This window comes from Janthinobacterium sp. TB1-E2 (assembly GCF_036885605.1).
Taxonomy (GTDB): domain Bacteria; phylum Pseudomonadota; class Gammaproteobacteria; order Burkholderiales; family Burkholderiaceae_D; genus Janthinobacterium; species Janthinobacterium aestuarii.
This window is the reverse complement of the sequence record NZ_CP142523.1, coordinates 471,165-485,766: the sequence shown is the minus strand read 5'-3', so window position 1 is coordinate 485,766 and position 14,602 is coordinate 471,165. Positions and strand designations below refer to the sequence as shown.

The 14,602-nt window shown below is 62.5% G+C and carries 14 protein-coding genes; 8 read left to right on the top strand and 6 right to left on the bottom strand.

Going from position 1 to position 14,602, the window contains the following annotated elements; all coding sequences use genetic code 11:
* Positions 1–112: 112 nt before the first annotated feature.
* Positions 113–733 (top strand): LysE family translocator, encoded by a 621-nt coding sequence (locus tag OPV09_RS02150; RefSeq protein ID WP_338680364.1) that lies wholly within the window; start codon positions 113–115, stop codon positions 731–733.
* Here OPV09_RS02150 and OPV09_RS02145 read toward each other — a convergent pair.
* From OPV09_RS02145 to OPV09_RS02125, 5 genes are all read right to left on the bottom strand, one after another.
* Entirely contained in the window at positions 670–2,094 is a 1,425-nt protein-coding gene (locus OPV09_RS02145; protein WP_338680363.1) for a hypothetical protein, read from the bottom strand. The genes OPV09_RS02150 and OPV09_RS02145 overlap by 64 nt on opposite strands.
* Before the next feature lie 117 nt (positions 2,095–2,211).
* Entirely contained in the window at positions 2,212–2,952 is a 741-nt protein-coding gene (gene phbB, locus OPV09_RS02140) for an acetoacetyl-CoA reductase (RefSeq protein ID WP_034752894.1), read from the bottom strand.
* A 211-nt stretch (positions 2,953–3,163) separates the two neighbouring features.
* The gene (locus tag OPV09_RS02135; RefSeq protein WP_034752893.1) at positions 3,164–4,342 is read right to left on the bottom strand and encodes an acetyl-CoA C-acetyltransferase; all 1,179 of its coding nucleotides are present in this window, start codon (positions 4,340–4,342) and stop codon (positions 3,164–3,166) included.
* Positions 4,343–4,555: 213 nt separating this feature from the next.
* Entirely contained in the window at positions 4,556–5,041 is a 486-nt protein-coding gene (gene phaP, locus OPV09_RS02130) for a TIGR01841 family phasin (protein ID WP_051991330.1), read from the bottom strand.
* Positions 5,042–5,170: 129 nt separating this feature from the next.
* Positions 5,171–6,079 (bottom strand): LysR family transcriptional regulator, encoded by a 909-nt coding sequence (locus OPV09_RS02125; RefSeq protein ID WP_338680361.1) that lies wholly within the window; start codon positions 6,077–6,079, stop codon positions 5,171–5,173.
* A 118-nt stretch (positions 6,080–6,197) separates the two neighbouring features.
* On the opposite strand from OPV09_RS02125, the gene metE reads away from it, so the two are divergent.
* From metE to minE, 4 genes are all read left to right on the top strand, one after another.
* Positions 6,198–8,510, top strand: coding sequence for a 5-methyltetrahydropteroyltriglutamate--homocysteine S-methyltransferase (metE, locus tag OPV09_RS02120; RefSeq protein ID WP_338680360.1), 2,313 nt, complete (start codon positions 6,198–6,200; stop codon positions 8,508–8,510).
* Between the two features lie 224 nt (positions 8,511–8,734).
* Positions 8,735–9,484 carry a septum site-determining protein MinC gene (minC, locus tag OPV09_RS02115; RefSeq protein WP_086137425.1) on the top strand — a complete coding sequence of 250 codons (750 nt, stop codon included), beginning with the start codon at positions 8,735–8,737 and terminating at the stop codon, positions 9,482–9,484.
* A gap of 37 nt (positions 9,485–9,521) precedes the next feature.
* The gene (gene minD / locus OPV09_RS02110; protein WP_034752889.1) at positions 9,522–10,337 is read left to right on the top strand and encodes a septum site-determining protein MinD; all 816 of its coding nucleotides are present in this window, start codon (positions 9,522–9,524) and stop codon (positions 10,335–10,337) included.
* A gap of 1 nt (position 10,338) precedes the next feature.
* Positions 10,339–10,590, top strand: a complete 252-nt coding sequence (gene minE / locus OPV09_RS02105) for a cell division topological specificity factor MinE (RefSeq protein WP_034752886.1) — start codon at positions 10,339–10,341, stop codon at positions 10,588–10,590.
* A gap of 3 nt (positions 10,591–10,593) precedes the next feature.
* On the opposite strand, the gene OPV09_RS02100 is transcribed toward minE, so the two are convergent.
* Positions 10,594–11,097, bottom strand: a complete 504-nt coding sequence (locus OPV09_RS02100; RefSeq protein ID WP_092713320.1) for a hypothetical protein — start codon at positions 11,095–11,097, stop codon at positions 10,594–10,596.
* A gap of 168 nt (positions 11,098–11,265) precedes the next feature.
* Between OPV09_RS02100 and OPV09_RS02095 the strand changes: the two genes are divergently transcribed.
* The 3 genes from OPV09_RS02095 (at position 11,266) to prfA (ending at position 14,483) form a co-directional block, all read left to right on the top strand.
* Positions 11,266–11,955 carry a response regulator transcription factor gene (locus OPV09_RS02095; RefSeq protein ID WP_034752882.1) on the top strand — a complete coding sequence of 230 codons (690 nt, stop codon included), beginning with the start codon at positions 11,266–11,268 and terminating at the stop codon, positions 11,953–11,955.
* 81 nt (positions 11,956–12,036) lie between these two features.
* A complete protein-coding gene (gene hemA / locus OPV09_RS02090; protein WP_338680358.1) occupies positions 12,037–13,311 on the top strand; it encodes a glutamyl-tRNA reductase in 1,275 nt (424 codons plus the stop codon).
* A gap of 95 nt (positions 13,312–13,406) precedes the next feature.
* On the top strand, positions 13,407–14,483 hold the full coding sequence (gene prfA / locus OPV09_RS02085; RefSeq protein WP_034752877.1) for a peptide chain release factor 1: 1,077 nt from the start codon (positions 13,407–13,409) through the stop codon (positions 14,481–14,483).
* The last annotated feature ends 119 nt before the right edge of the window (positions 14,484–14,602 follow it).

The window sequence follows — 14,602 nt, the reverse complement described above, 5'->3', positions numbered from 1 at the left end:
TAGGGCATGCAGGGCAGGAAAAGCAAGCACATTTCATCGCCGCAAGAACATAATGGGGCCCGGCGAGCAGGCTGCACCGTGCGCATGCTCCCGCTTTCTTTTCGACTGGCCCATGTCCGATTCTACCTTCCTGATGTACTTGCTGGCACTGGCCGGCGCCTTTTTATTACCGGGCCCCGACATGGCGCTGGTGCTGGCCACGGGCGCCGCGCGCGGCGTGGCCACGGCACTGGTGACGGCCGTGGGCATCGCCGGCGCGCGCGCCGTCCACGTGGCGCTGTCGGGCGCGGGCCTGGCGGCATTGATGGTGACGCATCCGCAAGCCTTGCAGTGGGTCAAATGGGCGGGCGCCGCCTACCTGCTGTACCTGGCGCTGCGCTTGCTGCAGTCGGCCCTGTCGAGCAAAACGGCGCAGGAAGAAGCGGCACCCGCCACGGCGCACAGCGCCCGCGCCAGCCTGGTGCGCGGCTTCCTGACGAATCTGCTCAATCCGAAGGCACTGCTGTTTTGCAGCATGTTCCTGCCACAATTCGTCGCCGGCAGCGAACAGGTCGGCATGCAATACCTGCGCCTGGGCGCCGTCCTGGTGCTGATGGGCTTGCTGTTCGACGCCATCTACGCCGTGCTGGCCGCACGCCTGGCGCGCCGCCTGCGCGGCAAGCCTTCGCCTTACGGCAAGTTCGTGCTGCCCTCCGTCTTCGTGCTGCTGGCCGGACGGCTGGTGCTGGGCTGAACTGCTTTAGCGTCGGCAAAGAAGGCAGGATAATCGTTCAGCAGGCTGCGCTCAAGGTCGTTGACCTTGCGAAATTGCCGTAGCGACGGCGCCATGGCCCGGCCAGCATCCCAGCTGCGCCATGCATTTGGCGCATCGAATTGCGCCAGCAAGGCGTCGCCCAGATCCTGATACACGGCCGCCATCTGCGGCTTTGCCTGCAGCACTTGCAGATACAAGGCCGTCGCTTCCGGCCATTGTCCCAGCTTGGCGCGCAAATTCCCTTCGAACAAGGCCAGGACGGGCTGCTCCAGCCCCGTTCGCTTCCTCAATTCCTGCACGGTGGCCAGCGCGTCCGCTATGCCCTCCTTGTCCTTGGCCTGCAATCCCCGCGTCAAATCGTGGATGGGCTGGCACTCCTGCATGGCCCGTTGTTGCTGAAGCGACAGTTTTTCGACCAGCGCGCCCGTGGAAAAATGGTCTTCCAGCATGGTCAAGAAAGCCTCGAAGGGCTTTTCCGCGGCAAAGAGCTTTTCCGCTTCGGCGCGCAGCGCGGGATGCGCCTGGGGGCTCAACGGCGGCAACAGCGCCGCCTGCGCCAGCACCCGTTCGAGCGGCGGCGCGGCGGCCGCCAGCGGACGGGGCCGGTAGGTAGCCAGCGAATAGGTGGCGGGCGCCCCCGCCGTCAAGGCGCTGATGCGGAAATGGCGCGCGACCTTGCCGCCCACTTCCTCGTAGTGCAAGGTGAAGTCGGCGGGAATACGGTTGCCGTCGGCCAGCAGCTTCAGCACCAGCGGATGGCCGCCCCAGCTGTAGCGCACATACTGGGCAAACGCCGTCGCGTCGTCGCCGCTGACGGGGCTGCCGGCAATGCCCAGGCGCAGCAGGGGGTGCTTATCGAGCGACCACAGCACGGCGCCATCGAGCAGCTGGGGTAGCAGCGCGCCGCGCCGCTTGTTGTCCAGCACCGACAAAGCTTGCTCCTCATACACGGGCAGCGTTGCGTGCTGCTCAAGGCCGCCCGCCTTCAACATGCCGGCGATCCCCTGCCGGTGGCGCAGCTCGAAGACGCGAAAACCCGCCACGTCGAACAGCGAATACGTGTCGTAGGTGGACGCCGCCATATCGATGACGTGGCGCCGGCGCGTGGCAAAGTCCAACACGGACAAGGCCTTGCCATCGCGCACGCTCAGGTACTGTTCGCCCAGCACGACATCGCTTTCCTGCGTAGTGCGCGCGGGCAGGCTGGTTTTCACGCCGGGCTTGTTGACGCGCTCGGTGGTCACCGTGATGTGGAACGCGACGCTGGCCTGGGCCGCGCTGGCGCCCAGGAAAAGGATGGCGGCCACGCTGGCGCGGCGCAAGGCGGAAACAAGGGTCATGGAAATGATGCAGTGGAGAAATGCTGATTTTAAGGCAAATCCGGCCATCCCCTTGTTTTGCTGGCAAGCATAAAAAAAGACAGCCGAAGCTGTCTTTCTGTTTTACCTCAACAACGATTACGACATGTGCTGGCCGCCGTTGATGGAAATGTTAGCGCCCGTGACGAACGCCGCTTCATCGGAGGCCAGGTAAGCGACCAGGCCGGCCACTTCTTCCGGCTTGCCCAGGCGCGCCATCGGAATTTGCGGGATGATTTTGCTGTCGAGCACTTCCTGTGGAATCGCCATGACCATCTTGGTGCCGATGTACCCTGGCGAGATGGTGTTGACGGTGACGTTCTTGCGCGCCACTTCCAGCGCCAGCGACTTGGTGAAACCATGCATGCCGGCTTTCGCGGCCGAATAGTTGGTCTGGCCGAAGGCGCCCTTCTGGCCGTTGACGGACGAGATATTGATGATACGGCCCCAGCCGCGTTCCACCATGCCGTCGCAGACGGGCTTGGTCATGTTGAAGACGGAATCGAGGTTGGTGCTCATCACGGCGTCCCAGTTCGGCTTGTCCATCTTCTTGAACGTCATGTCGCGCGTGATGCCGGCGTTATTCACCAGCACGTCGACAGGACCGATTTCCGCTTCCACGGCCGCCACGCAGGCAGCCGCCGAATCGTAGTCGGCCACGTCGCATGGATACGCCTTGAAGTCATAGCCCATGTCCTTCGTCGTCGCCAGCCATTCCGCGACCTTCGGATTGCCTGGGGAATATGTGGTCACCACGCGATAGCCGAGCGCCGCCAGCTTGAAACACACCGCTTCGCCCAGACCGCCCATGCCACCAGTTACCAATGCAACTCTTGCCATTTTCATCCCCTCAGTGTCGTTCTATTGCTAAAAAGTTAATTATTTAGTGAAATTAGTCCACAACCGTTGAACCACAGCGCCGTACCGCACCGTATCCAAGCGTAGCGAGCGGCGATGATTTGTGGCTAAGAAGCGCAACCGTGCTCTAGCACGGTGAGCATCGCAGGCCGCAAAGCGCGCCGCGCAGTAGCTTGGGTGCGGTGCCAGCTACTTAATCCCGCTCGATCGCTAAAGCGACTCCCATGCCGCCGCCGATGCACAGTGCTGCCAGGCCTTTCTTGGCGTCGCGGCGTATCATTTCGTGGATCAGGGTGACCAGGATGCGCGCGCCGGACGCGCCGATCGGGTGGCCGATGGCGATCGCGCCGCCGTTCACGTTGATCTTGCTGGTATCCCAGCCCATTTCCTTGTTGACGGCAATCGCTTGCGCGGCAAACGCTTCGTTGATTTCCATCAGGTCCAGCTCTTCATGCGTCCAGCCGGCTTTTTTCAGGCACAGACGCGATGCGGAGACGGGGCCCATGCCCATGACGGCAGGGTCCAGGCCCGACGACGCGTAAGCCTTGATGCGCGCCAGGGGCTTCAAGCCCAGTTCTTTCGCTTGCGAAGCGGACATCATGATGACGGCGGCGGCGCCGTCGTTCAGGCCCGAGGCGTTTCCAGCCGTGACAGTACCGTCCTTGGCAAACGCGGGGCGCAGGCCGGACAGCGATTCCAGGGTCGAACCGGGCTTGATGTATTCATCGCTGTCGAAGACGACGGTGCCTTTTTTGTTGGCGATTTCCAGCGGCAGGATTTCATCCTTGAACTTGCCCGCTTTTTGCGCCGCTTCAGCCTTCAGTTGCGACTGCAGCGCGAATTCATCCTGCTCGGCGCGCGTCACTTCGTATTTCTTGGCGACGTTTTCCGCCGTGATGCCCATGTGGTACTGGTTGTATACGTCCCACAGGCCGTCGACGATCATGGTGTCGATCATCTTGAAGTCGCCCATGCGGAAACCGTCGCGCGAGCCGTTCATCGCGTGCGGCGACGCGCTCATGTTTTCCTGGCCGCCGGCGATGATGATGTTGGCGTCGCCGCACTTGATCGCTTGCGCCGCCAGGTGCGTGGCCTTCAGGCCGCTGCCGCAAACCTTGTTGATGGTAAATGCCGGGATGGCGCTGGGCAGGCCAGCCTTGATGACGGCCTGGCGCGCGGCGTTCTGGCCGACGGCGGCCGTCAGCACCTGGCCCAGGATCGCTTCGCCGATCAGGTTCGGGTCGATGCCGGTTTGTGCCATCAAGCCCTTGATTACATGCGCGCCCAGTTCGGACGCAGGAATCTTGGCCAGGCTGCCACCGAATTTGCCGACTGCGGTACGGCCAGCGGCCACGATTACGACATCATCCATTTATTTCTCCGATATGCAGGCCACGAGGGCCAAGGTCAAGGTGTTAATAGAATCCAATGAGAATCCGGGAAGACACAGCAAGCTGCGTTTCATTCTAGCGCGGCATGCGCCGCAGTTCCAGCGCCGCACCGCAGGCGGCGGCGATGACAGCCTGCTTGCGGTGGCGGCGGGCGGCCAGGCGCGGCGGATAGCCGCTGCCGGGCCGCAAAACGCTTACGCCTGGCGCGCAGGACGCGTGTTTTTATTTTTATCATACCCTTCATCTGCGCTGCCGAAAGTGGTTTTTAGAAAATTATTGAAGGGAATAATCAGGGGTACGGGGGTTTGCTTTACCACCTGCAACAGCTCGCCAAATTTTTGACGCGATGCAGCAAACTCACCCTTTGTCACAGTCTCGAATTTCTCCTGGGTTTCTTGGGCAACATCCTTTGCCTGGCGGCCATATGCACCGATGCGCTCGATGGCCAGTTGCGACTGCGTGCGCGACAGTTGCAGCAGCGCTTGCGGGTCCTTCACGGACAGCAGCTGATTGCCCGCCACCGTAGCGGCGGCCAGCGCTGCGCGGGCCGCATCGAGCTGCAAGTCCAGCACGCTGGCGCCGCTGTCGACGGCGGCCTGGGCATACGCTTGCGCGCTGATCAACTGCGCTTCCACCACGGCCTTGCCAGCCAGTGCCCATTGTTCGGAAAATGAAAACATGTCGTTCCTCCCCAAAGAGTAGGCAGCGCCATGTTGCGCCGCACAGTGCTCAACTGTAAGCGGTGGTTCATTGCTGAACCTTGATATTTATCAAGCTTTGCTGTTGGTTTGTTTCCAACTCAACGTTGATCAAGACAACAACTTGATACCATCGAGCGAGGCCGCGCACTGCTCGCGTATCACGCTGACGAAATCGCGCACGTACGCCTTGTCCTGCAACTGCTCGGGCACGGAGACATACAGGTCGCTCCACAGGCCATGCTCGCCCACCGGGCGCGCCACCACATAATCGTAATCGACGTAATTCTTGATGGCCCAGTTCGGCAAGGCGGCGATGCCGCGCCGGCTCGCCACCAGTTGCAGCACGGCGACCGTCAATTCGGCCGTGCGGCGCTCGAACTGGATGCCGGCCGGCCGCAGCACTTCGCGGATCAGGTCGATGCGCTCTTCCGGTACGGGATAGGTAATCAAGGTCTCGCCCGTAAAGTCGGCCGCCGCCAGCCGGCGCTGCGCCTGCAGCCGGTGCTTCTGCGCCATCACCACCAGCATTTCAAAGCGGAACAGGGGAAACACGGTGAAATCGGGGCCATACGGCGAGCCGATGACCAGGTCCGCCTCGCCCGAGCGCAGCAAGTCGGCTGGTTCGCTGTGAAAGCCGGAAACAAGATCGATTTCCACTTCCGGCCAGCGCTGGCGGAACGCATCCATCACGGGCATCAGCCAGTCGAAGCAGGTATGGCATTCGAGCGCCACCCTCAACTGCCCCTGGTCGCCCTGCGACAGGCGCGCCACGTCGCGCTCGGCCAGCTCGATCTCGGGCAGCAACTTGTCGGCCAGCTCCAGCAGCCGGCTGCCGGTGGCCGTAAACGCGATCGGCATCGACTTGCGCTCGAACAGGGGCGCCTTGTAGCGCTCTTCGAGCAAACGGATCTGGTGCGACAGGGCCGACTGGGTCAGGTTGAGCAGCTGCGCGGCGCGCACCAGGCTGCCGGACGAACGCAGGGCACTCAGGGTGCGCAGGTGGCGGATTTCTAGCATCGGGAAATTGGGGGCTGTACGTGAATTATTTTCATGTTATTCGTCAAAATGTTTCGTTTTGATTATAGACCAAGTTGCCGCACACTCTAGCGCATTCACATTAAATCTCGATGACATCATGCGCATTCATACTCACATCCTTGGCTTTCCCCGTATCGGCGCCGCGCGCGAACTGAAACTGGCGCTGGAAAGCCACTGGCGCGGCGAACTGTCCGAAACAGCGCTGGAAGCGACGGGCCGGCAATTGCGCGCACGCCACTGGGCGCTGCAACGCGATGCAGGGCTCGACTACGTTACCGTGGGCGACTTCGCCTTTTACGACCAGGTGGCCAACCATATCCAGCTGCTGGGCTGCGAACCGCCCCGTTTCAGCTTTGCGCCAGAGCAGTCGCCGCTGTCGCGCTATTTCACGATGGCGCGCGGTGCAGAGACCGGCACGCATACGGAGCACGCGGACTGCGGCCATGCACACGCCGCAGGCACTGCCGCGCTGGAAATGACCAAGTGGTTTGACACCAATTACCATTACCTGGTGCCCGAATTGTCGCCGCAGACCCGGTTTTCTCTCGCTTGCGAGCGCTTGCTGGCGGAAGTGGCCGAAGCGCAGGCGCTGGGCCACCAGGTCAAGGCGGCCCTGATCGGCCCCCTCACCTTCCTCTGGCTGGGCAAGGAAAAGACACACGGCTTCGACCGCCTGTCCCTGCTGGAACAATTGCTGCCCGTCTACGGCGCCCTGCTCGACCGCCTGAAACAGCAAGGCGTGGCGTGGGTGCAGGTCGACGAACCGATCCTGGGCCTGGACTTGCCCACCGCGTGGCGCAGCGCCTTCGAGAGCGCCTACTGGCAGCTGAACCAGGTAGGCGTGAATATCTTGCTGGCCACGTATTTCTCGCCGCTGGAAGAAAACCTCAGCCTCGCCTGCCGCCTGCCCATGGCCGGCCTGCACGTGGACGGCATCCGCGCGCCGCATGAACTGGTCAGCGTGACGGACTGGCTGCCCGCGCATAAAGTCTTGTCGATCGGCATAGTCGACGGGCGCAACATCTGGCGCACCGACCTTGACGCGGCCCTGGCCGTGCTGCAGCCGCTGGCGGCCAAGCGCAACGGCCAGCTGTGGCTGGCGCCGTCGTGCTCCTTGCTGCACGTGCCGTTCAGTCTGGAAGCGGAAACGAAGCTCGACGGTGAAATCCGGACCTGGCTGGCGTTCGCCACGGAAAAACTGGCGGAGATCGCCATCCTCAAGGGCGCGCTCGCAGGCCATCCTGATGACAGCGCACTGGCCGCTTCCCGTCAGGCCATTGCCGGCCGCCGTGCCAGCGCCCGCGTGCATCGCCCGCAAGTGGCGCAGCGCCTGCAAGCGCTGACGCCCACCGTGGACCGCCGCGATTCCAGCTTCCCGCTGCGCCAGGCCGTGCAGCGCGCGCGTTTCCAGCTGCCCGACTTCCCGACGACAACCATCGGTTCCTTCCCGCAGACGACAGCCATCCGCGCCGCCCGCGCCAGCTATAAACGGGGCGAACTGGCCATCGCCGATTACGAACAGCAGATGCGCGCCGAAATCGCCCACGCCGTGGGCCGCCAGGAAGCGCTGGGCCTGGACGTGCTCGTGCATGGCGAAGCGGAACGCAACGACATGGTCGAATACTTCGGCGAGCAGCTGGACGGTTTTATCTTCACGCGTCACGGCTGGGTGCAATCGTACGGCTCGCGCTGCGTCAAGCCGCCCGTCATCTATGGCGACGTGCAGCGCCCGGCCGCCATGACGGTGGCCTGGACGGTGCACGCGCAAAGCCTGACGCATAAACCGGTGAAGGGCATGCTGACGGGGCCGGTGACAATCTTGCAATGGTCGTTCGTGCGCGACGACCAGCCGCGCGCCACCACGGCGCTGCAGATCGCCCTGGCCATCCGCGACGAGGTGGCCGACCTGGAAACGGCCGGCATCGGCATCATCCAGATCGACGAGCCGGCCATCCGCGAAGGCTTGCCGCTGCGCCGCGGCCAGTGGGATACTTACCTGGCCTGGGCCACGCGCGCCTTCCGCATCGCCGCGTCCGTCGTCAGCGACGCGACACAGATCCACACCCACATGTGTTATGCCGAGTTCAACGACATCCTGCCGCAGATCGCCGCCATGGATGCCGACGTCATCACGATAGAGACGAGCCGCTCGGACATGGAACTGCTGACGGGCTTTGGCCAATTTCAATATCCGAACGAAATCGGCCCCGGTGTGTATGACATCCACTCGCCGCGCATCCCCTCGACACCCGACATGGTGGCATTGCTGCAAAAAGCCAGCGCCGTGATTCCACCGGCCCATTTATGGGTCAACCCGGACTGCGGCCTCAAAACGCGGGGCTGGGTGGAAACGGAAGCGGCTTTAAAGAATATGGTCGCGGCGGCGCGGCAGATGCGCGCGGCGGCATGACATAAGCCGACCCAGGCCGCATGCAGGGCTGCTTTCAGGGCGGCGCACCGGTTTTCCGGGGCGCCGCCCGTTTTTTTTGACATGAAGTAGGTGTTGCCCTGCGGAATAGCACGCGCCAGGCCCCTGACGCCGATTTTTTTGCAGTAGAATGCAAGAAATTTACTGCTTCCATTGTTGCCGTACGGAACATCTGGCCTGCCGCAGTTTCACTTTGATAAATGTTTATGTCCAAAAGCCCGTCGCAGAAGCCTATCGAAATCAAGATTTCCACCGTCGTTGCTGTCTCCGCCATCATGCATAGCGCCGATACACAGGCCCTCGATGCCGCCTTGCGCGACATGACGGGAGGCGTGGCCGACTTTTTCGAGGACGACCTGGCCGTGCTGGACGTGGCGGCCTTGCCGCCCGGCAGCGTGCCCATCGACTGGGCCGCCCTCGTGGCCCTGCTGAAGAAATACCGTTTGAATGCCGTGGCCGTGCGCAATGCGCCGGCCGACATGCATGACGCCATCCTTGCGCAAGGCTTGAGCCTCGACAGCGGCAAGACGCGCGACGATGCGCCGCCCAAGGATGGCCCCAAGGATACGCCCACGGCGGCGGCCCAGTCGGGCGCCGACGCCCAGGTGATGGTGATCGACACGCCCGTGCGGGCCGGCCAGCGCATTTATGCGCGCGGCTGCGACCTGATCATCACCGCCGTCGTCAACAATGGCGCCGAAATCATCGCCGACGGCAGCATCCACGTGTACTCCTCGCTGTACGGCCGCGCGCTGGCCGGCGCCTCGGGCAATCCCCAGGCGCGCATCTTCGCGCTGGCGATGGAACCGGAACTGGTCTCGATCGCCGGCGTGTACCGCACGTTCGAGGATGGTTTCCCCGCAGAAATGGCGCGCGGACCCGCGCAAATTCGTTTGGCTGGAGACAGAATCGATATACACTCTGTCAATCCGGTCACTCCCGTGAACCGCTCTTAAGCTGCACAATTCAAGAGATATCTGAAAAGGATTATTTGTGGCAAGAATTATTGTTGTGACGTCCGGCAAGGGCGGTGTCGGCAAGACGACCTCTAGCGCCAGTTTTTCCACTGGCCTGGCCATGCGCGGCCACAAGACAGCCGTGCTCGACTTCGACGTGGGCCTGCGTAACCTCGACCTGATCATGGGTTGCGAGCGCCGCGTCGTCTACGACCTGATCAATGTGATCAATAAAGAGGCCACGCTGAACCAGGCCTTGATCAAGGACAAGCACTGCGACAACCTGTTCATCCTGCCCGCGTCGCAAACGCGCGACAAGGATGCCTTGTCGGAAGAAGGCGTGGAACGCGTGTTGAACGACCTGATCAACATGGGTTTCGAGTTCATCATCTGCGATTCGCCGGCCGGTATCGAGCATGGCGCGCTGATGGCGCTGACGTTCGCCGACGAAGCCATCATCGTCACCAACCCGGAAGTGTCGTCTGTGCGCGATTCGGACCGCATCCTCGGCATCCTGCAAGCCAAGTCGCGCCGCGCGCAGACGGGCGGCGAGCCGGTCAAGGAACATTTGCTGATCACCCGCTACTCGCCGAAACGCGTGGAATCGGATGAAATGCTGTCCTACCAGGACGTGCAGGAAATCCTGCGCATCCCGCTGGTGGGCATCATTCCGGAGTCGGAGCAAGTGCTGGCCGCCTCGAACCAGGGCAACCCGGCCATCCATTTCACGGGCACGGACGTGGCGCAAGCCTATGAAGACGTGGTCTCGCGTTTCCTCGGCGAAGAAGTCGAGTTGCGCTTTACCAACTATGAAAAGCCTGGATTACTCCAGCGCATTTTTGGGGCGAAGTGATATGGCCTTGCTTTCTTTCCTCTTCCCCCCCAAGCCGAAGACGGCCACCGCGGCCAAGGAACGCCTGCAGATCATCATCGCCCGCGAACGCAGCGGACGCGATGGTCCGGACTTCCTGCCCGCCCTGCACAAGGAATTGATCGCCGTCATTTCCAAGTACACCAAGGTCAACGCCGACGACATCAAGATTTCGCTGGACCGCCAGGGCAACTTGGAAGTGCTCGACGTCAACGTGGTGCTGCCGGACGCGTAATAGTTAATCCGGCCTGACCGTGAGCAATTCCTGCGCCACCGCGGCGCAGGCGTTCACGTGCTGGTTGCCGATCTGGCGGAACACGGCGTAGCCGATGGCTGCCGCCACCGCCTGGCCGGCAAACGGCACGAAGCGCGCCACCTGCTTGGTGGCTATCTTGACGCCACTGCGCTTGAGCAGGTGGAGGATCAGTTCGCGCGACACCAGCTTTCCCACCAGCATGCCGCCCATGCCCACCGCCGCGCGGTAGGCCATCATCTTGAACTGCGGGTTCAGGCGCTCGATCTGCTCGGGCGTCAGGCCGAATTCGTGGTTGATATCGTTGATCAGCATGGAAAAAAGGCCCACGTCGGACATCAGGTCGACGCCGGGAATGGGAATGGCCGAGGCGCCCGCCGACATCATCGCGCGCCGCTGCACCAGGCGCCGGCAACGCTCGCGCACTTGCTCGATTTCCGCACGACTGGCCGGTATCAGTGTCCAATCGGTAGTGCTCTTGTCTGACATGGCCGCTTCTCCACAGTAGGGGGTAGATGAACAAGTGTAACGTAAAGGCTCCGCCCTCCGATTTCACTGGACACAGTTGCAATCTCTGTTATATTTCACTTGAGCATTCCTTAACATTACGATAAGCAGAGCAGACCGTCTGTTTGTTGCTACACACTCCAGCCAATTATGCGAATTGCCGTACTCGATAGCGACCATAGCCAGGCAGAGCTGATCTGCCAGGTGCTCACCGCCGCCGGCCACGCTTGCCACGAGTTTCAGAGTGGTAAGGAAATGCTGGGGCAACTGCGCAAGGACAGTTGCGACATGCTCATCCTCGACTGGCATGTGAGCGATCTGGACGGCGCGGAAGTCTTGCGCCGTGCCCGCGAAAAACTGGCGCCGAAGGCGCCCGTGTTGTTTATGACCAACAGTTCCGGCGAAGACGATGTAGTAGCGGGCATGACGGCAGGCGCCGACGACTACATGATCAAGCCCCTGCGGCGCAGCGAACTGACCTTGCGCACCCAGGCGCTGTTGCGCGTGGCCTATCCGGCCCAGAATGGCGCCGAGTACTTGCAATTCGGGTCCTACACGTTTGAAACCCGCCCCGGCCGCCTGCTGCGCGATGGCGAAGTGCTGGACGTGACGCACAAGGAATTCGCCCTGGCGCTGCTGTTTTTCCGCAACCTGGGCCGTCCCCTGTCGCGCGCCTACATCCACGAAGCCGTGTGGCAGCGCGACACGGCCCTGCCTTCGCGCACCATGGATACCCATGTCTCGCGCGTGCGCAACAAGCTGCAGCTGAAACCGGAACATGGCTACCGGCTCGTGCCCGTCTACAGCTACGGTTATCGCCTGGAAAAACTGGGCGGCTGAATGGCGGCAAATGGCTGACCTGCTCAAAGCGCGGGCACAAAGCGCTATAATGTCAGCATAAGTAACCCCAACAGCCCTGAAATGCAACTGCTCGCCGTCGGCCTCAACCATACCACCGCTCCAGTGTCGCTTCGCGAACAGCTGGCGTTTGCGCCTGAGCACTTGGGTTCGGCGGTGATGGCGGCGCGTACCTGGTTCCAGCGCATCGACTTGCGCGACAACGACGAAGCGGCCATCCTGTCGACGTGCAACCGCACCGAGCTGTATGCGGCCAGCCACGTGCCCAATCCGCTCGACGCGGGCGCGCATTTCCTGGCCGACTACCACCAGCTCAACTACAGCGAGCTGCGCCCCCACTTGTATATGCTGCCGCAGCACGATGCCGTGCGCCACACCTTCCGCGTCGCCTCCGGGCTCGATTCGATGGTGCTGGGCGAAACGCAGATCCTCGGACAGATCAAGGATGCGATCCGCACGGCCGACGAGGCGGGCGGCCTGGGCACGTATCTGCACCAGTTGTTCCAGCGCAGTTTTTCGGTGGCCAAGGAAGTGCGCAGCAGCACGGAAATCGGCGCCCACAGCGTGTCCATGGCGGCGGCCGCCGTGCGCCTGTCGCAGCGCATCTTCGACAAGATCGCCGAGCAGAACGTGCTGTTCATCGGCGCCGGCGAAATGATCGAATTGTGCGCCACGCACTTTGCGGCGCAAAACCCGAAAAGCATCACCATTGCCAACCGCACCATGGAACGGGGCGAGGAACTGGCGCACCGCTTCAACGGCAAGGCCATCCGCCTGGCGGACTTGCCCGAGCAGCTGCACCAGTTCGACATCGTCATCTCGTGCACGGCCTCATCGTTGCCGCTGCTGGGCCTGGGCCTGGTCGAGCGTGCCATCAAGGCACGCCGCCACAAGCCCATGTTCATGGTCGACCTGGCCGTGCCGCGCGACATCGAAGCGGAAGTGGGCCGTTTGAACGACATTTTCCTGTACACGGTCGACGACCTGGGCAAGGTCGTGCAGACGGGCCTGGAAAGCCGGCAAGCGGCTGTGGCACAAGCCGAAGCCATCATCGAGACGCGCGTGCAATCGTTCATGAGCTGGGTCGACGACCGCGCCATGGTACCCGTCATCCAGCATTTGCATGAAAACAGCGAATCGTTGCGCCTGATGGAAGTGGAACGGGCGCGCAAGATGCTGGCCAAGGGCGCCGACATCGATGCCGTCCTCGAAGCGCTGTCGAAAGGCTTGACGGCCAAGTTCCTGCACGGCCCGCAGCAGGCGCTGCACCACGCGCAAGGCGACGAGCGCAAGCAGCTGGTCACCCTGCTGCCGAAACTGTTCCGCCCCCGCCGTTAGCGCAGCCCCGCAGGCCGCCCGCGCGCGGCCGCCCCTGCCCGCCTGCCGTAGTTGCAGAACCTGCACCATCCCTACACTCTTTACCGCGAATCGCTATGAAACCATCCATGCTGGCCAAACTCGATCAACTGGCGAACCGCCTGGTCGAACTCGACGAATTGCTGATGCACCCGGACGCCACGTCGAACATGGACAGCTACCGCAAGATGACACGCGAGCACGCCGAACTGGGCCCGCTGGTGGCCCTGTACCGCTCCTACCAGGAAGCGGGCAACGATATTACGACGGCGCAAGAGATGCTCGGCGATCCGGACATGAAGGAATTCGCCCAGGAAGAAATCGAGGCGGCGAAAACCACCATGGCGCGCCTGGAGCGCGAACTGCAGACCATGCTGCTGCCGAAGGACGTCAATGACGAGCGCAACATCTTCCTGGAAATTCGCGCCGGCACGGGCGGCGACGAATCGGCCCTGTTCGCCGGCGATTTATTACGCATGTACACGCGCTTTGCCGAGCGCAACCGCTGGCAGGTGGAACTCGTGTCCTCATCCGATTCCGACCTGGGCGGCTACCGCGAAGTGATCGTGCGCGTGGTCGGCAATGGCGCGTATTCAAAGCTGAAGTTCGAATCGGGCGGCCACCGCGTGCAGCGCGTGCCGGCCACGGAAACGCAGGGCCGCATCCACACCTCGGCCTGCACGGTGGCCGTGATGCCGGAAGCCGATGAAGTCGAAGACGTCAACATCAACCCGGCCGACCTGCGCATCGACACCTACCGCGCCTCGGGCGCGGGCGGACAGCACATCAACAAGACGGATTCCGCCGTGCGCATCACCCACTTGCCGACCGGCATCGTGGTTGAATGCCAGGATGACCGCAGCCAGCACAAGAACAAGGCGCAAGCGATGAAAGTGCTGGCCGCGCGCATCAAGGACGTGCAGCTGCGCGAACAGCAGTCGAAGGAAGCGGCCACCCGCAAGAGCCTGATCGGCTCGGGCGACCGCAGCGAGCGCATCCGTACGTACAATTTCCCGCAAGGCCGCCTGACGGACCACCGCATCAATTTGACCTTGTACAAGCTCGACTTCATCATGGATGGGGATTTGACGGAGTTGACGAATGCGCTGGCGGCTGAGCATCAGGCGGAATTGCTGGCGGCACTCGGTGACTAAATGCTGGCGCCGTTGCGTCGGCTTACGCTGCGCTAAGCCGACCTACGCCGACCTACGCCGCGATTTGTAGGTCGGCTTGGCGCGCAGCGCGTAAGCCGACAGCTTTAAGTAGCGGCTAA